Origin of the sequence: Streptomyces sp. NPDC087859, assembly GCF_044742595.1 — a bacterium.
Classification (GTDB): Bacteria; Actinomycetota; Actinomycetes; order Streptomycetales; family Streptomycetaceae; genus Streptomyces; species Streptomyces canus_F.
This window is the reverse complement of sequence record NZ_JBIUUU010000012.1, coordinates 1-16,769: the sequence shown is the minus strand read 5'-3', so window position 1 is coordinate 16,769 and position 16,769 is coordinate 1. Positions and strand designations below refer to the sequence as shown.

Annotated in this window: 12 protein-coding genes and 3 pseudogenes; 8 read left to right on the top strand and 7 right to left on the bottom strand. The window is 69.8% G+C overall.

Annotated features, from left to right (window positions below; translation table 11 throughout):
* The first annotated feature begins 40 nt into the window (after positions 1-40).
* Together ACIOHP_RS28440 and ACIOHP_RS28435 are read left to right on the top strand one after the other, a co-directional pair.
* The gene (locus ACIOHP_RS28440; protein WP_401891904.1) at positions 41-1,414 is read left to right on the top strand and encodes an aldehyde dehydrogenase family protein; all 1,374 of its coding nucleotides are present in this window, start codon (positions 41-43) and stop codon (positions 1,412-1,414) included.
* Between the two features lie 399 nt (positions 1,415-1,813).
* Positions 1,814-2,926, top strand: coding sequence for an alkene reductase (locus ACIOHP_RS28435; protein WP_401891902.1), 1,113 nt, complete (start codon positions 1,814-1,816; stop codon positions 2,924-2,926).
* A 901-nt stretch (positions 2,927-3,827) separates the two neighbouring features.
* Here the strand turns inward: ACIOHP_RS28435 and ACIOHP_RS28430 are convergent.
* The gene (locus tag ACIOHP_RS28430) at positions 3,828-4,187 is read right to left on the bottom strand and encodes a DoxX family protein (RefSeq protein ID WP_401891901.1); all 360 of its coding nucleotides are present in this window, start codon (positions 4,185-4,187) and stop codon (positions 3,828-3,830) included.
* Between the two features lie 167 nt (positions 4,188-4,354).
* Positions 4,355-4,849, bottom strand: a complete 495-nt coding sequence (locus ACIOHP_RS28425; protein ID WP_401891899.1) for a cupin domain-containing protein — start codon at positions 4,847-4,849, stop codon at positions 4,355-4,357.
* A gap of 81 nt (positions 4,850-4,930) precedes the next feature.
* Between ACIOHP_RS28425 and ACIOHP_RS28420 the strand changes: the two genes are divergently transcribed.
* Together ACIOHP_RS28420 and ACIOHP_RS28415 are read left to right on the top strand one after the other, a co-directional pair.
* Positions 4,931-5,782, top strand: a complete 852-nt coding sequence (locus ACIOHP_RS28420; RefSeq protein WP_401891898.1) for a LysR substrate-binding domain-containing protein — start codon at positions 4,931-4,933, stop codon at positions 5,780-5,782.
* A 68-nt stretch (positions 5,783-5,850) separates the two neighbouring features.
* A pseudogene (locus ACIOHP_RS28415) lies at positions 5,851-6,045 on the top strand (site-specific integrase); the annotation flags it as partial.
* Positions 6,046-6,188: 143 nt separating this feature from the next.
* Here ACIOHP_RS28415 and ACIOHP_RS28410 read toward each other — a convergent pair.
* The 4 genes from ACIOHP_RS28410 to ACIOHP_RS28395 are packed head-to-tail and all read right to left on the bottom strand — an operon-like array spanning position 6,189 to position 11,095.
* On the bottom strand, positions 6,189-7,442 hold the full coding sequence (locus ACIOHP_RS28410; RefSeq protein WP_401891896.1) for an XdhC family protein: 1,254 nt from the start codon (positions 7,440-7,442) through the stop codon (positions 6,189-6,191).
* Entirely contained in the window at positions 7,435-9,552 is a 2,118-nt protein-coding gene (locus ACIOHP_RS28405) for a xanthine dehydrogenase family protein molybdopterin-binding subunit (protein ID WP_401891895.1), read from the bottom strand. The genes ACIOHP_RS28410 and ACIOHP_RS28405 overlap by 8 nt, the downstream gene beginning before the upstream one ends.
* Positions 9,549-10,541 carry an FAD binding domain-containing protein gene (locus tag ACIOHP_RS28400; protein ID WP_401891894.1) on the bottom strand — a complete coding sequence of 331 codons (993 nt, stop codon included), beginning with the start codon at positions 10,539-10,541 and terminating at the stop codon, positions 9,549-9,551. Before ACIOHP_RS28400 ends, ACIOHP_RS28405 begins: the two co-directional genes overlap by 4 nt.
* Complete coding sequence (locus ACIOHP_RS28395) at positions 10,538-11,095, bottom strand: (2Fe-2S)-binding protein (RefSeq protein ID WP_401891893.1); 558 nt, start codon at positions 11,093-11,095, stop codon at positions 10,538-10,540. Before ACIOHP_RS28395 ends, ACIOHP_RS28400 begins: the two co-directional genes overlap by 4 nt.
* Before the next feature lie 157 nt (positions 11,096-11,252).
* Between ACIOHP_RS28395 and ACIOHP_RS28390 the strand changes: the two genes are divergently transcribed.
* The 3 genes and pseudogenes from ACIOHP_RS28390 to ACIOHP_RS28380 all read left to right on the top strand — a co-directional run.
* Positions 11,253-11,864, top strand: a complete 612-nt coding sequence (locus tag ACIOHP_RS28390) for a TetR/AcrR family transcriptional regulator (RefSeq protein ID WP_401891891.1) — start codon at positions 11,253-11,255, stop codon at positions 11,862-11,864.
* 177 nt (positions 11,865-12,041) lie between these two features.
* A complete protein-coding gene (locus ACIOHP_RS28385; RefSeq protein ID WP_401891890.1) occupies positions 12,042-12,452 on the top strand; it encodes a hypothetical protein in 411 nt (136 codons plus the stop codon).
* An 80-nt stretch (positions 12,453-12,532) separates the two neighbouring features.
* Positions 12,533-12,658 (top strand): annotated as a pseudogene (locus ACIOHP_RS28380) (RNA-guided endonuclease TnpB family protein); the annotation flags it as partial.
* A gap of 307 nt (positions 12,659-12,965) precedes the next feature.
* On the opposite strand, the gene ACIOHP_RS28375 reads toward ACIOHP_RS28380, so the two are convergent.
* Entirely contained in the window at positions 12,966-15,740 is a 2,775-nt protein-coding gene (locus tag ACIOHP_RS28375) for a glycosyl hydrolase (protein ID WP_401891889.1), read from the bottom strand.
* Positions 15,741-16,257: 517 nt separating this feature from the next.
* Between ACIOHP_RS28375 and ACIOHP_RS28370 the strand changes: the two are divergent.
* Positions 16,258-16,769: pseudogene (locus ACIOHP_RS28370) on the top strand (RNA-guided endonuclease InsQ/TnpB family protein); the annotation flags it as partial.

The following is a 16,769-nucleotide window of genomic DNA, read 5'->3' as shown; positions in this document are numbered from 1 at the left end:
CGGTACCGCGGCATGCCCTCAACGCCTTTGACGGCGTGGCGTGCATCAAGAACGGAGCACACACCCCATGACCACAACACAGGCGACCGATTCGAGGACCCGCCAGAGCGAAACGGCCGCGGAGGTGGTCGGCCGCCTTCGTGCGACGTTCAACACCGGCGTCACCCGCCCACTGGACTGGCGCGTCAGCCAACTGCAGCGGCTGCGGGCGCTGCTGGTCGAGAACGAGCAGGAGCTGACCGAAGCGCTCTGGGCGGATCTGCGGAAGAACGCCGCCGAGGCGAAGATGCAGGAGATCGACTTCACCGTCGCCGACATCGACGAGACGCTGGCAAATCTCGAGAGCTGGCTCCAGCCCCGTCCGGTGGAGGTTCCTGCCCACTTCGGTCCCACCACAACGGCCTACACCACGTACGACCCGCTCGGGGTCGTCCTGGTGATCGCCCCGTGGAATTTCCCGCTGCACCTTCTCATCGACCCCATCATCGGCGCACTGGCCGCCGGAAACACCGTGGTGGCCAAGCCGAGCGAGATCTCGGTGCACACCTCGGCACTCGCTTCACGCCTCCTGCGTGAGTACTTCGACGCCGACGTGCTCACCGTCGTCGAAGGAGGTGCCGAGGAGACCACGGCCCTCCTGGCGCAGCGTTTCGACCAGATCTTCTACACCGGCAACGGCAGCGTCGGCCGGATCGTCATGGCCGCGGCCGCCAAGAACCTCACCCCCGTCACGCTCGAGCTCGGAGGCAAGTCACCGGTCTACGTGGCGCCCGACGCCGACGTGGACGAGGCCGCCAAGCGGCTGATCGGCGCCAAGTTCGGCAATGCGGGCCAGCAGTGCATAGCCCCCGACTACGTACTGGCCGACTCTGTCACCGCCGCCGCGCTGGTCCCCGCCCTGCGCGCGGCGGTCGAAGCCCAGTTCGGCACCAGCCCGCAGACCTCTCCCGACTTCGGCCGGATCATCAACGAGCGGCACTTCGACCGGCTCACGCGTCTGCTGGACTCCGGCCGGGCGGCGGTGGGAGGCCAGCACGACCGTGACGACCTGTTCATCGCCCCGACCGTGCTCACCGATGTCGACCCCGCATCGCCAATCATGCAGGAAGAGATTTTCGGTCCGATCCTCGCTGTCGTGGAAGTTGAGGACCTCGATGCCGCCATCGGCTTCATCAACGAACGCGACAAGCCCCTCGCGCTCTACGCCTTCACCGAGTCCGAGGCCACCAAGTCGCGCCTGGTGAACGAGACGTCTTCCGGTGGCGTCGCCTGGGGCCAGCCGGTGATGCAACTGCTCATGACCGGCCTGCCCTTCGGTGGCGTCGGTGAAAGCGGCATGGGCCGATACCACGGCCGGTACTCCCTCGAGACGTTCAGCCACCTCAAGGCCGTCGCGGACGTCCCGCTCAGCTAAGCCCGCGCCTTGGTGAAGCAGGCTGTCCGACGGGCGACCGGCCGGCGGAAGTGGCCGCTGTTCCCGCTACCGCTACCGCTACCGCCACGGCCGCAATCGCGTGAAGCCGTGTATCGGTCCTCTGTGCGGGAGCGCGTCCAGCTGCGGATCGTGCGCAAAGAGCGAACACCCTTACTGAGGCGGGTAGTTGCGCTTTACCGGCGTTGACACCGACGGCACGCGGCTCTCGCCGCGTTCGCCGCCAGCGCCACCCACGCCCCATCGCGGTCCCGGAACCGCGTCACCGTCAACGGCCCGCGCTTGCCCGAGGACCGTATCCGTGCCCCCCGCGGGACAGCGTGGACCCCCTGCCTCACAAACCTTCATCCCGTTCCCCCTCCGTAGTGCAGAAGGAAACTCATGCCTGTCAACACTTCAGAAGTTTCGCCCGCTCCGTCGCTTTTCTCCCCCGTCTCTCTCGGGAAGATCGAGCTCGCCAACCGCATCGTCATGGCACCGCTGACCCGGGTCCGGGCCGGTTCCTCCGGCATCCCCGGGGACCTGATGGTCGAGTACTACCGGCAGCGGGCGAGCGTCGGAATGATCATCACCGAAGGCACCTACCCCGACCACGCGTCGCAGGGGTATGTCGGTGAGCCGGGCATCGCCACCGACGAGCAGGCGGCCGGCTGGCAGCGGGTGTTCGAGGCGGTGCACGCCGAGGGCGGCCGCATCGTCCTGCAGATCATGCACGCCGGCCGCGGCACCCACCCCGACATCAACGGCGGCCGCCGCATCCTCGCCCCCAGCGCGATCGCCATCGACAACAAGACGTTCACCGAGAAGGGCGAGCAGCCCTACCCCGTACCGGAAGAGATGACCACCGCAGAGATCCGGGCAGCCGTGGAGGACTTCGTCGCCGCGGCCCGCCGGGCCATCGAGGCGGGAGCGGACGGCGTGGAGATCCACGGCGCCAACGGCTACCTGCTCCAGGAGTTCCTCTCCCCGGCGGCCAACCAGCGCACCGATGAATACGGCGGCTCGCCGCACAACCGCGCCCGCTTCGTCGTCGAGGTCGCCACGGCCATCGCCCAGGCCGTCGGTGCCGAGCGGGTCGGGCTGCGGATCTCGCCGGAGGTCGAGCTCGGGGACGTCTTCGAGACCGACCGGGACGACGTCCTGGCCACCTACGGCACCCTGCTCGACCAGCTGCGCCCGCTGGGCCTGGCCTACCTCTCCGTACTGCACACCGAGCCGGGCGGCGACCTGGTACAGGAGCTGCGGCGGCGCTTCGACGGCAAGTTGATCGTCAACAACGGCCCCTTCGGGGGACAGACCACCCGCGAGCAGGCGCTCCAGCAGATCGAGTCCGGCCACGCCGACGCCGTGGTCGTGGGCCGGGCCCTCATCGCCAACCCCGACCTGGTCGAGCGCTGGCAGGGCGGCCACCCGGAGAACGAGCCGCGGCCGGAACTGTTCTACGGGCCGGGCGCCGAGGGCTACACCGACTACCCCTTCCTCGAAGCGGCCTGAGGCCCACGCTCACGCCGGTCACGCCTGTCCATGCGCCAGCCCCACTCACCCATGGACAGGCGCCCGACCGGCGACACTGTGCCCGCGCTTTTGAGCCCGCGGTCACACCGGCGATCACCGGCTTGAGGACGGTCTGGTCCGCCAGGGGGTTGACGGTCCGCAGGTTCCTGGTCCGCAGCCGGCCGTCGGTAACCTCGTCGAGCACATCGCTCCCGTGCGTGGCCACCGCGGCGGCCCTGGGCCAGAGCTGACGTCGATGACAGTCTTCGGCAGCGGCCCATCCACCAAGTCCGCCTTCCGCAGGGAGTCCTTCGCCGATATCCGTCCCCGCTGTACACCGGCGCGCATACCGTTCAGCCCGAACGCGGGGGACGGGGGTGACGAATGGGGCTGTCAGCGGGGCGGGGTCTGGGTCCGGACAGGGTGGCGGACCACTTCACCCTGTCCGGCGACCAGGCGGGCTGGCTACGGGACGAAAGCGGCGCCACCAGGCTGGGCTTCTTCGGCCATCTGAAATTTTGCGGCGGCGACATGGAGGCGGTTCACGAGTTGAGCAGTGCAGGGCCGTCCCGGCCTGGAACACCGCGCGACACGGGCGATAGGGATGGAACGACGGAACGTGGGGTCAGGAGATTCCATGGCGCGAGCCCTGCCGGGTGATGGACCTCGTCGGGGGGCATCGCCGACGACTAGACGGGCCGCCTGACGGCCGTGCGCACCGACGGCACGCGTTGTCGCACCGGGTGGTTGGCCGTTCTACATGAGCTACATGAGTTTCCTCAGCGGATGGACACACCATCGAACGGCACGTAGGTGGCCTCGTGTTCGATGTGCATGAGATGTGACGGTGGCCGTGGGGGCTGGCTCTCAGGCGCATCCACCGGTCGACAACGGTGCTCGGTCACAGTCTGATGGCCAGCCAGAGGGTCATGGCCGCGGTGGCGATGAGCCCGACGTTGAGTATGATCCGGCGGTCTTCGCCGCTCAGGTGGACGGCGACTGCAGCGATCTGCAGGAGTAGGAAACCGATGGCCGCGGTTGGCGCGAGGAAGGGAGCGATGCCGGTCAGCGGCGGCAGGATCAGTCCGGTCGCGCCGAGTACTTCGACCGTCCCCAGCGCTCTCACGACGGGCAGCGGTATGCGGTCGACCCAGGCCATCATCGGTCGGAGTTGATCGCGGCTGCGGAGCATCTTCATCGTGCCCGCATAGAAGTAGAAGAGGGCGAGAAGTCCCGCGACGATCCAATAGGCGATGTTCATAGTTCCCGTTCATGGGCCGCCGGTTTTCGGGGACCCGTCGATTGCGTCGATTACCTATAGAGCCCTGGAGCAGGCCCGGTCCGCCGTCCGAGGGGCCCGGATGCCGACAGGCGGGAGCGCCGCTGCCCCGCCGGTCGAGAGGAGGGCGGCCGTGCGTTCCGTCGGCTTCAGGTGAGGTCGGTGGCGGGCTCGGTCGCGTAGCGGCTCATCGCCTCGATGTTGGCCTGTGGCGTCAGCGGTCGGCCGCCGGCGAGCATGTCCTGGAGGTCTCGGAAGTACTGCACGTACAGGTCCGGGGTGAATGTGCTGAGCATGACGGCGGGTTGGCCGGTCAGGTTGGCGAAGGTGTGCGGGGTACCGGGCGGAACCATCACGAGCGTGCCCGCGGTGGCGTCGTAGTCCTCGTCCTCGACGGTGAACCGCACGGTGCCGGAGAGGATGTAGAAGCCCTCGTCGTGTCGGGTGTGGCGGTGCTGCGGCGGTCCCTGGGTGTGCGGGGCGAGGACGGACTCGGCGATCGCGAGGCGGTGCCCGGTGTGGCTGCCGTCCTCCAGCACGCGCATGCGTGTGGTGCCCACAACGATCGTCTCCCCGTCGCCGGGACCCACCACAGTTGCGGCGGAGGCGGCCCGCGGCTCGTTGGTCTTGGCTTCTTCGGTCATGGTCACGAGTGCACCGCCGGGGCCCTGTTGTTGTCCAAGACCTATCCCGCAGCGCCGATACCCCGTGGGTATTGTTGCAGCGTGGAGCTACGGACCTTGCGTTACTTCGTGGCGGTCGCCGAGGAACTCCACTTCGGGCGGGCCGCCACCCGACTGCACATGAGCCAGCCGCCGCTGAGCCGGGCGATCAAGCAGTTGGAGGCCGATGTCGGGGCCCCGCTGTTCGCCCGCTCGCCTGCCGGCGTCACGCTCACTCCCGTGGGCACGGTGCTGCTCGATGAGGCGCGGGCCCTACTCGACCATGCCGATCGCGTCCGTGCACGCGTGAGCGCGGCGGCCGGCGTCGCGACCCTGACCGTCGGCATCCTGGGTGACGGCACCGACCCGGCCGTGGCCCAGCTGGCCGCCGCCTACCGTCGGCGCCATCCCGGTATCGACATCCGTATCTGCGAGACCGATCTGACCGATCCGACGTGTGGGCTGCGCGCCGGGCTGGTCGATGTCGCCTTGACTCGAGCGCCGTTTGACGAGACCGCCCTGACGGTCCGTGTGTTGCGGACCGATCCGGTCGGAGTCGTTCTGCGCGCCGATGATCCGCTGGCCCGCCGCGAACGGCTGCGGCTGGTCGACCTGAGCGACCGCCGCTGGTTTCAGTTCCCGCAGGGCACCGACTCCCTCTGGCAGTCGTACTGGAACGGCGGCAGGCCGCGCGAGGGCCCGGTGGTGCGCGCTGTCCAGGAATGCCAGCAGGCCGTGCTGTGGAACGCCACGGTCGGCCTGGCCCCGCTCGGACACGAGCTGCCCGCCGAGTTCGCCGTGGTACCGCTGATCGACATGGCGCCGAGCCGAGCCGTGGCGGTATGGAACGAAGGTGACACCAACCCGTTGATCCGATCCCTCGTCGAGATCGCGACAGCCGTATACCGGCACTGAGCACCGGCAACCTGTGCTGCCGCGGGCTTCCTGATGGCCTCGGCGATCTCGCCGTACGGTAGCTCGAAGACGGCCTCATCTTCGTCGGAGAGAAGGGCGCCCCCTTCCGTTGCCCGACCGTCGGCCGTAAGTGGCGCAACGCCAGGACCAAGGTTGGCATGGTCCGTGCTGGCCAGTCCTCGGTGTGGGCTGAGCTGATCTGCCAGCACTCGACGGTCAAGCATCAGCGGATGCTGGCTCACGGCATCGACGCCGAGGTCCGGTATGCCGCCATCGCCCCGTTACGGGCCCCTCGGTGCCGACCCTTCGGAGGCGCTGCACCTTGGAGGGGCTCAAGCAACAGCGGGTACTTCGGCAGCGCGATGGGCTGGCCAGCCACGTCCACAGGTCCGCCGTGTGCGGATCGTCAAGATCGAACCTGCGGAGGAAGGATCCCACTCGATGAAAATCGCGTGCCCGTCGAGTGTGTGGTGGGACGGGGTCCGGGGCCGGGCTTCGCGCCGTCCGTCTCCTCGTGGTGGATCGGCCTACCGGACCCGGTCAGGGGCGTGCCCGTCCCGCCCCGACGGGTGGCGACGATCTCGGCCGCGATGGACAGGGCGGTCTCCTCGGGTGTGCGGGCACCGAGATCGAGGCCGATCGGCGCCCGCAGTCGGGACAACTCCTGGTGGCTCAGGCCCGCTTCGCGCAGCCGTCGCTCGCGGTCGGCGTGTGTACGCCGTGAGCCCAACGCGCCGACGTAGGCGGCCGGCATCCGCAGGGCCGCTTCCAGCAGGGGCACGTCGAACTTGGCGTCGTGGGTGAGCACGCACAGCACCGTGCGCTCGTCGGTCGCGGTGCCTCGCAGATACCGGTGCGGCCAGTCGACGACGACGTCGTCGGCTTCGGGGAAGCGGGTTCTGGTGGCGAAGACGGGGCGGGCGTCGCATACGGTCACGTGGTAGCCGAGGAACTTGCCCACCCGTACGAGTGCCGCAGCGAAGTCGATCGCCCCGAAGACGATCATGCGGGGCGGCGGCACACTCGACTCGACGAGCAAAGTCAGTCCGCCGGGGCAGCGCGAGCCGTCCGCCGACAGTTCGACCGTGCCGGTACGGCCCGCGTCCAGCAGGGCGCGGGCTTCGCCGGCCGCCGTACGGTCCAGCTCCGCCTGCCCGCCGAGACCGCCTTCGTACGAGCCTGCCCCGGCCTCCGCCCGAGGAGACCCCCGCCTCGCTTCGCCCGGCCGCACGAGCAGTGCCGTGCCGAGGAGTTCGGCGGGGCCGCGTACGACGCGGGTGAGGGCTGCCCGCTCGTCCCGGGCGGCGGCCGACAGGGCCGATCGGAGCACCGGCCGCGCGGGCGCGTCCGCGCCGACCGGGGTGACCATGATGTCGATGATCCCCCCGCAGGTCAGCCCGACCGCGAAGGCGTCCTCGTCGCTGTAGCCGAACCGTTCGACGACCGTCTCGCCGTCCTGCAGTGCCTGGACGCAGAGGTCGTACACCGCCCCTTCCACGCAGCCGCCGGAGACCGAGCCGATGACCGTGCCCTCGCTGTCGACGGCGAGGGCGGCGCCGGGTCCGCGCGGGGCGCTGCCGCCGACGGCCACGACGGTGGCGACGGCGAACGCGCGGCCCTCCTCCATCCAGCGGTGCAGTTCCTCGGCGAGGTCAAGCATGGGCGCCTGCCATCAGGACCCGGTCGGGGCGGATCGGCAGGTCCCGGTGGCGTACGCCGGTCGCGTGCCAGACCGCGTTGGCGACGGCCGCCGCCGCGCCCACGATGCCGATCTCGCCGATGCCCTTGATGCCCACCGGGTCCTCCGGGTCCGGGTCGTCGATCCAGTCCGCCTCGATGGCCGGGACGTCGGCGTGGGCGGCGACGTGGTAGCCGGCGAGGTCGGCGCCGTAGTGGCTGCCCAGGGTCCGGTCGCGGACCGCCTCCTCGTGGAGGGCCATGGAGATGCCCCAGGTCATGCCGCCGACGAACTGGTTGCGGGCGGTGAGCGGGTTGACGATCCGGCCGGCCGCGAAGATGCCGAGCATGCGGCGCACGCGGACTTCACCGGTGGCCGGGTCCACGGCGACCTCGGCGAACTGGGCGCCGAAGGAGTGCCGTTCCTTCTGGGCGAGGGCGCCGATGGCCTCCGTGGTGTCGGACCGCACGGTGATCCCCTCCGGTGGGATGTCGGCGCCGAGGGCGAGCCGTTCCCGCAGTTCCCCGGCGGCGATCGTGACCGCCCAGGCCCAGGAGCGGGTGCCCATGGAGCCGCCGGCGATGAACGCGGGACCCAGGTCGCTGTCGCCGATGCGTACGCGGATGCGTTCCGGTGTGGTCTCCAGGGCGTCGGCGGCGACGAGGGTGAGTGCGGTCCGGGCGCCGGTGCCGATGTCGGCGGCGTTGATCCCCACGGTGTAGGTACCGTCCGCCTCTGCTGTCACCGCCGCAGTGGACGGGCCGGCGCCGGCCGGGAAGGAGGCGGCGGCCGTGCCGGTGCCGAGCAGCCAGCGTCCCTCGCGGCGCAGGCCGGGGCGCGGGTCGCGGTCGGTCCAGCCGAACCTGCGGGCGCCTTCCCGGAAGCAGGCGATCAGGTTGCGTCCGCTGAACGGCAGTCCGGACACCGGGCCTGTCGCGGGCTCGTTGCGGGCGCGCAGTTCGATCGGGTCCAGGCCGCACTTCTCGGCGAGTTCGTCGAACGCCGACTCCAGTGCGAACGACCCCGGCGCCTCGCCCGGCGCGCGCATCCAGGTCGGGGTCGGCACGTCCAGTCGTACGAGCCGGTTGGCGGTGTGGTGGGCGTCGGCGCCGTACATGGTCCGGGCCGGGCCGGCGGCCGACTCGACGAACTCGTGCACGGTGGAGGTGGCGCTCAGGGAACGGTGCTCCAGCGCGCGCAGCCGGCCGTCGGCGTCGGCGCCGAGCCGAAGGCGCTGCCGGGTGGGGCTGCGGTAGCCGGCGAGCGAGAACATCTGCCGACGGGTCATGACCACCCGTACCGGGCGGTGCAGTTCGGTCGCGGCCATCACAGCGGCCACCTGGTGGGCACGGACCCCCTTGCTGCCGAAGCCGCCGCCGACATGCTCGGAGCGCACCCGGACCGAGGCCGGGTCGAGCGAGAACATCTTCGCGAGTTCGCTCGCGACCCAGAAGGTGCCCTGGTTGGAGTCGACGAGTTCGAGTCGGCCACCGTCCCAGCGGGCCGTTGCCGCGTGCGGCTCCATCGGGTTGTGATGCTCTTCCGGGGTGGTGTACTCGGCGTCCACGACGACCGCGGACGCGGCGAGTTCGGCCTGAAGGTCGCCCTTCTCGATCACCGCCGGACCGTGGCTGTCGACCGTGTACGCGTCGGGGTGCTCGCCGGTGAAGTCGACGTCGTGCGGTTCCTGTTCGTAGTGCACGACCAGCGCTTCGGCGGCTTCCCGGGCCTGTTCGGAGGTTTCGGCGACGACCAGTGCCACGGGCCAGCCCGCGTGCGGCACCCGGTCGTGCTGGAAGACGGCCGCGGTCGGGTCCGGGACGCCCAGCAGCCCGACGTAGCCGGTCTCGACCCGCGGGGCGTTGCCGTGGTGCAGGACGGCGATCACGCCGGGCATGGAGAGGACGTCGGCGGTTTCGATGGTGCGGACGCGGCCGCGGGCGACCGTGGACAGCACCAGCCAGCCGTGCGCGAGGTCGGCGAACGGGATCTCGCCGGCGTACCGTGCGGCGCCGGTGACCTTGTCGCGGCCCTCGACGCGGGTGTGCGCGGTGCCGACGGCGTTCTCGCGTGCCGTGGGGGTGGTGGTCATCGGGCGGCCTCCTCTGCCAGTTCGGTCAGCACGGCCACGACGAGGTTGCGCATGAGGGTCACCTTGTATGCGTTGTGCGGCAGTGGCTTTGCCGCGGCGAGTTCGGCGTCCGCGGCGGCGGCGAAGGTCTCTGCGTCGGCGTCCGCCCCGGTCAGGACGCGTTCGGCTGCCGTCGCCCGCCAGGGCCGGGAGGCGACCGCCCCGAAGGCGAGGCGCACCTCGCGTACGACGCCGTCCTGGACGTCGAGCGCGGCGGCGACGGAGCCGATGGCGAAGGCGTACGAGGCGCGCTCACGCACCTTGCGGTAGCGGGAGCGGGCGGCCACCGGAGCGGGCGGCAGGGTGACGCCGGTGATCAGCGCGCCTGGCGGCAGCGCGGTCTCGCGGTGCGGGGTGTCGCCGACCGGCAGGTAGAAGTCGGCGAGGGGCAACTCTGCGGGCCCGTCCGCGGTTTCGTGGTTGACGACCGCGTCGAAGGCGGTCAGCGCGACACCCATGTCCGAGGGGTGGGTGGCCACGCAGTGCTCGGAGGCGCCCAGGATGGCGTGGTTGCGGTGTTCGCCCTCGATCGCGGGGCAACCGCTGCCGGGCACCCGCTTGTTGCAGGGCTTGGTCACGTCGGCGAAGTAGCCGCAGCGGGTGCGCTGGAGGAGATTTCCGCCGACGGTGGCCATGTTGCGCAGTTGACCGGAGGCGCCGGCCAGGACGGCCTGGGCCAACGCCGGGTACCGGCGGCGGACTTCGGGGTGGGCGGCGAGGTCGCTGTTGGTGACGGTCGCGCCGATGTGCAGGCCGCCGTCCGCCGTCACCTCGATGCCGTCGAGCGGAAGTTCGCGGACGTCGACCAGGCGGGCGGGCCGCTCCACACCGGTCTTCATCAGGTCGACGAGGTTGGTGCCGCCGCCGAGGAAGCGGGCGTCGGGGTCGGCGTCGAGCAGGGCGAGGGCGTTGGGGACGTCGAGGGCCCGGTCGTATGCGAACTCCCTCACGCCGCCGCCTCCTTGGTTTGGGCTTCCGCCGCCCGGGACACGGCCTGGGCGATCGAGACGTACGCGCCGCAGCGGCACAGGTTTCCGCTCATCCGTTCCCGGATCTCCTCGGCGCTCAGGGGTGGTGGTCCGGCCTCGGGGCGGACGTCGTCGGTGACGGCGCTGGGCCAGCCGGCCGCGTGTTCCTCGATCACCGCGATCGCCGAGCAGATCTGGCCGGGTGTGCAGTAGCCGCACTGGTAGCCGTCCAGGTCGAGGAACGCCTGCTGCATCGGGTGCAGTCGGTCGCCCTCGGCCAGGCCCTCGATGGTGGTGATCTCGCGTCCTTCGGCGGCCACGGCGAGTTGCAGACAGGACACCGCCCGGCGTCCGTCGAGCAGTACCGTGCAGGCGCCGCACTGCCCCTGGTCGCAGCCCTTCTTGGTGCCGGTCAGGTCGAGGCGCTCGCGCAGGGCGTCGAGCAGGGTGGTGCGGTGGTCGGCGGGAAGGGTGTGCTTCTCGCCGTTGATGTTCAGGGTGATGTCGCTGGACGTCGAGGAGGGGGCTGGTGCCATGTTCAGCCTTCTTTCGCGTATCCCGGACACGTCGGGGCGTCAGTCCGGCGCTAGAGTGAGCTCAAGCGGACAGCTGTCCGCTCCTGGTCCGAACGTAGTGGACAGCTGTCCGCTTCTCAAGGGCTGCCTTTCGGACACGAGTAGGCGAGGAGGACGAGTGGGCCAGAAGAACGACCCGCACCTGCGCTCGGACGCGCAGCGCAACCGCGAACGCATCCTGGAAGTGGCCCTCGCCGAGCTGTCCCGGGCCGCCGACACCCCGCTGAGCGCGATCGCGAAGAAGGCGGGCGTCGGCCAGGGCACGTTCTACCGGAACTTCCCCAACCGCGAGGCGCTCGTACTCGAGATCTACCGCCACGAGGTGCAGCAGGTCGCCGACACCGCGTCCGTGCTGCTGGAGAGCGGGGAGCCCGACCGGGCGCTGCGCGCGTGGATGGACCACCTCGCCCGGTTCGCGATGACCAAGGCCGGCTTGGGAGACGCGATCCGCCAGGCCCTGAGCACCTCCTCGGGGAAGGCGGCGAAGCCGGGCCACACCCCGGTGATCGACGCGGCCGACCTCCTGCTCCGCGCCTGCGAGGAGGCGGGCACGATCCGTCCCGGCGTCACGACCAACGACTTCATGCTGGCCATCGCCGGCCTGTGGCAGCTCGCTCCCCACGAGAACTGGCAGCCACAGGCCACCCGCCTGCTGGATCTCGTCATGGACGGACTGCGCGCGGGGGCGCCCGGACGTCAGGGCCCGTCGTCCGGATCAGGTCGGCTGTGACGCACGGTGCGTTCCGGCCTGATCACCGACACCCGGTCCGTGCGCGCGGCGGTGACGCGGGGGCTCCTGTTCACCAGTGGCTCAGAGCACTGTTCCCCGCAACCGCCCGTCCCTCACTCTGGGCAGCGCCGGTGGCCGAACGGGTTTGCGGTCCGAACGAGCGGCAACGCGAAGTCCATGACTGAGCCGAACACAGAGACGAACAAAGAACAGCACACTGCGAAGCGGGCGACCGCGTCCAAGAAGACCGCACCTGCCGCACGGACGGCGAAGCGTGTGGCGGAGGGGACGGACGATGCCGCGTCGGCCGTCAGGGCTGGGGCCGAGCGTTCCGCCGAGGCGGCTGGCGGGGCGTCGCAGGGACTGGCCCGTGGCGTCGAGGCGGGCCGCCGGACCCTTGTCGCGACGACCGGCCAGGTCGCTGCCACGGCGAAGACGGCCTGGACGGTGATCGCCAACCGGAAGCTGGTCGTGGCCGGTGTGAGCGCGGGCGTGACCGCGCTGACAACGGCGTCGTATGCGGTGGGCCGCCGCTCCGGGCGCCGCAACCACGGCCCGGTCACTCGCCTGACCGGCGGCCGGATCTGACGCACCCGCCCACCTGCTGCGCCGGTCGGGGGAGCCCCGCCTGAGTGGGGCCCCGCCGGCCCGGCCCAGCCCCGGCGGCTGCCGCCCGGCTGGCGGCGTCTGCCTGTGGAGACGGTGTACGACCTCAACGGGAGTCCTCCCGGACGGGGCAGTCGTCGGTGAAGCCGGAACCCCAGCGGGCGACCGCTGGAATCCCCCTCCTTTAGGCGGGAGAGGAAGTCAAGTGCTCGCCGACGGAGGAGTTGAAGGAAGACGTCCAAGTCGGCGAAGGACGGAAGCACTTTCTCGGGCAGCGTCAGGCACATCCGCCCGTTGCCCTCCGACTCCACGATCACCACCGTGCCGATGTAGCCGCCGGCAACGAAGTTGGCCACGGCCGGCTCCGGTACGGGATCTGTGGTGGTGCCTGCTTGTGATTCGGCGGGGTGCTGCATTTCGTCAAATGTCTGTCGAGTACGCGGATGTGGCGGGCAAGGGACGTACGCCGCTGCCCGCCACATGGTGAGCGCCGGTTCAGCTGTAGGGGATCACCACCACAGATTTGTCTGTGCCCGTCTGGAGTTTGGCAGCGCCGTTGCCGATGGCGCTCCAGACCTCGAGTCGGACGGTGCCGCCCTGGAGGTTGCCCAGTGTGCCCGTGGACGCCTTGAGGCCGCGGGCCTGCGTGTACTCCTCCCAGCCGTTGACCGGGTCGGTGGCGAAGTAGTTGTACGTCTCGGTCCGGTCGTAGGTGCCGTCACCGGTGAGGTCGTAGCTGACGCGTGCCTGTTGGCCGAGCCCGACCGTGGTGCCGGCGTCCACTTGGAGCCGGAACGTGGTGCCGGCGCCCGGGGTGAGGGTGCCGTTGACTCCGCGGACCTCGTAGACGAGGGGCTGGTACGGCGTGCCGTCGTGGTTGGTGCCTCCCGCGGAGGCGATCGTGTCGCTGCTGGAGGTGCCACCGGTTGACGTGGTCAGGACACCGCCACTGCGCAGCTGAAAGGTGTTCCCGGTCGGCGGATCGGGGTCGGGATCGGGGTCAGTTGATCCCGACCCTGTGCCGGTCGCGGTAGAACGAGCCGGTACGGACAGGGTTTTGCCGTCGGAGAAGGTGACGGTCCGGGTCGACGTTCCGTAGTTGTGGGCGACGTAGGTGCGGGTCGTGCCCTTGGCCAGGACGGCGGAGGTGGGGATGTCGCCGGTCACGGTGGTGTCCGGGGCGCCCAGCGCGTCGAGGGTGTTGATCCAGTGGTAGGTGTGTGCCTTGGATTCCCCCTCCTCCGGGGTGTAGCCGGTGTTACCCGCATCCCACTTGGCCTTGGCCGTGGCAGGGTCGGCCAGGGACTGGAACTCCCAGAGGATGTCGCGCCATTCGACGGCCGGGCCCCCGTTCTCCCGTTCCATCTCTGCGATGTTGCGCCGTATGGCGGCCTTCTCGCCGCCGAGGTGGAGTGATCCGCCGGTGACGGGAAGGACGTTGATGCCGTGGATCTCTTCGGGGTTGGCGGTCCACCAGGTGGCGTAGGCGGCGCCGCTGCCCCAGACCATGCCTGCGGTGTCGTGCCCGAACGAGGAGGGGAAGACCTGCTCGTCGGCGTCGAACCAGTACTGGGCGATCGATTCCGACTCGGTGGTCAGCAGATAGGTGCCGAGGTCGCGCAGCGCCGTGTCGCCGGTGGCGGAGCCCCACAGGACGAGGGCTGCGCTGAGGTTGGTGGATTCGGAGGAGGACTCCTGGTTGTTGCCGGCGGCAAAGCCCTGATGGCCGGAGGCCCAGCTGTGGCCGGCGTAGACGTCGAAGCCCCGCAGGAAGGGGAAGGAGCTGTCGGTGCGGCTGGGGTTGGCGGTGTCCCGCACGAGGGCTTTGACCATGCCGCCCCATGCGGAGTCGGCGGCCCATCCCTGGTCGTACTGGGCGACGATCGCCGCCGCGTAGATGTAGTAGCCGTAGTGGAAGTGGTGGTCGTTGAGTTCGGTGTCGCTGCCGTAGGAGGCGGGATAGCCGGTGAGGGTCTTCCAGTCTTTGTCGTAGCTGAACTCGTTCGCGCCGCCGGCTGTGAACCAGTCCTGGAGTTTGCCCTTGATCAGGCCGAGAAGTTTGTCACGGGTGCCGGTTTCACCGATCTGCTCGGCCACGGGGACGAGTTGGGCGAGGCGGCCCAGGGCTTTGCCGGTCCAGTAGGTGTCGCTCGCGCCGGAGAAGGGATCGGCGGCATTGGCGACTTCGTTGAGGTAGCCGCGTAGTCGGGCGGTGTCCACACCGTCCGACTTGGGGAGCGCGGGCAGGGCCCCTGCCGCCTTCTGGCTGGTGGTGAACGTGGTCGATTCGCGGACCTTCATGGTGCCGCGCGGTGAGACGTAGGTGTAGGAGGTGAGGGCGTCGCTGGTGTTGAGCCATTGATGGCGGTAGAGGGCTTGGAGTGTGCCGCGTTCGGTGCCTTCCTTGGCCTCTGTGGTGAGGGCGTACGTGGCTTGTGCAGTGCCGCCGGTGTAACTCCAGGTCACTTTGGAGTCGGTGACGAAGCTGTAGGCGTACTTCTTGAAGGTTGCCAGTGCGTCGGTGCTCGGCAGTACGGCAACGGAGAAGTAGTCCTTGGAGCCGAGCCCGGTGGTGATGGTCGACCCCGCGACGTTCCAGTCGCTGCCGGTCGGTGCGAAGAGGGCGTAGTGGTGTCCGCCGACGGTGATGCCGAGGACGTTGGTCTGGTCGGCGAAGACGGTGGGGGCGGCGGTGGTGGTGATCTGGGCGTTGCCGCCGGAACCCCTGGCGTATACGAACGGGGAGCCGTGGCCGATGGTGGTGCGCAGGGTGCGGACACCGTCGGACCACAGGGGAGTGACCGTCCAGTCGGACCAGTCGTCGGCCTTGGTGTCGGGGGAGTTGAGGCCGGTCAGTCCGATGGTGAGGTCGCGCTTGTGGGCGTACTCGTACTGTCGGCCGTCGCCGACGATCGCGGGCGAGGTCGGGTAGCCGACGTCGAGGCCGCCGGCCGTGGCCTGGTAGGTGAGGGGGTGGCCGTACATGGGGGTTGACCACGGATTGTCGCCGTAGCGCTGGAAGGCGAGGGAGGACCACCAGTCGTTGGTGGGTACCGGCCGGTTGCGTGCGGCGGTGGTCAGCTTGGGGGTGACGGGTGTTCCCGTGTTGGTGGTGGGCCCCGACGTGCCGGCGGGGCGGGTGTCGGAGTAGCTGCCGGAACCTACGGGAACGGTGGCAGCGGCCGCTGGTGCGGCGGTCGGGACGAGGCCTGCGGCGGCGAGGGCTGAGGCCAGGAGCAGTAGCACTGCCGGTCTGCGTGGGGATGGCATGCGGCACCTCAAGTCTTCACAGAAGAGGAGTCTGAGAGCGCTCTCAGTGTGCCGGAACGTAAAGCCTCTGTAATGTGCGCGTCAATAGACTGAACGCATCCGGTAGCTGACGAGTGATGAAGTCCGTTATGTCTTCGCCCCTTGACCATGCAGGTCGGTCCTGGCGGTACCCGGTCGGCGCGGATAGCGTGCTCCGGTCGGCAGTTCATCTCCCGTGCCCGGTGGGAACACACTCCCTGTGGCGGCGGCCAGCGCTTTCGACCCCCTCCTGGGGGAGACGCGTGAACTGAAGCAGGCGGGTCGCTCCCGACAGCACCGCGAGAGGCTCTGGGCTGTCCGGTGCGCGGTCAGTTCATCGGGTCTGTCCTTCGTGGATACCCCGGCCTTCAGGCCGGGGAGGAAACGAAGCTCCTGCGGAGCAGGGCAGGAAAGGCCGGTTCGCCGTCAGTGCGGACCGGCGTGCGCCGTCCACCGGACAACACCCGCCGCCAGCAGGGAAGTTGATACGGTGTGAGGCGTGACACGGCAGGTCAAGCGGGCGTTCAAGTACCGCTTCTACCCCACCGGCGTGCAGGCGGCTGAGCTGTCCCGCACGTTCGGCTGCGTCCGCCTCGTCTACAACAAGGCGCTGGAGGAACGCACCCGGGCCTGGTACGGCGAGCAGCGCCGGATCTCCTACGTGCAGTCCTCCGCTGCGCTCACGGCATGGAAGAAGACTGGGGAACTGGCTTTCCTGGCGGAGGTGTCCTCGGTGCCGTTGCAGCAGGCGCTGCGGCATCTGCAGACGGCGTTCGGGAACTTCTTCGCCTAGCGCGCGAAGTACCCGCGCTACAAGTCGCGGAAGAAGTCGCGTGCGTCGGCCGAGTACACCCGCAGCGCTTTCACGTGGCGCAACGGACAGCTGACTTTGGCGAAGATGGCCGAGCCGCTGGACATCCGCTGGTCGCGTCCGCTGCCCGAGGGCACGGAGCCGACCACGGTGACGGTGTCCCGGGATGTGGCGGGCCGCTGGTTCGTGTCCCTGCTGTG

Bases quoted from the DNA above. Each gene is read 5' to 3' on its own strand.
- ACIOHP_RS28435 (WP_401891902.1), top strand. From the start codon at position 1,814: ATGCCTGTCAACACTTCAGAAGTTTCGCCCGCTCCGTCGCTTTTCTCC.
- ACIOHP_RS28430 (WP_401891901.1), bottom strand. From the start codon at position 4,187: ATGAACATCGCCTATTGGATCGTCGCGGGACTTCTCGCCCTCTTCTAC.
- ACIOHP_RS28425 (WP_401891899.1), bottom strand. From the start codon at position 4,849: ATGACCGAAGAAGCCAAGACCAACGAGCCGCGGGCCGCCTCCGCCGCA.
- ACIOHP_RS28410 (WP_401891896.1), bottom strand. From the start codon at position 7,442: ATGCTTGACCTCGCCGAGGAACTGCACCGCTGGATGGAGGAGGGCCGC.
- ACIOHP_RS28405 (WP_401891895.1), bottom strand. From the start codon at position 9,552: ATGACCACCACCCCCACGGCACGCGAGAACGCCGTCGGCACCGCGCAC.
- ACIOHP_RS28395 (WP_401891893.1), bottom strand. From the start codon at position 11,095: ATGGCACCAGCCCCCTCCTCGACGTCCAGCGACATCACCCTGAACATC.
- ACIOHP_RS28385 (WP_401891890.1), top strand. From the start codon at position 12,042: ATGACTGAGCCGAACACAGAGACGAACAAAGAACAGCACACTGCGAAG.
- ACIOHP_RS28375 (WP_401891889.1), bottom strand. From the start codon at position 15,740: ATGCCATCCCCACGCAGACCGGCAGTGCTACTGCTCCTGGCCTCAGCC.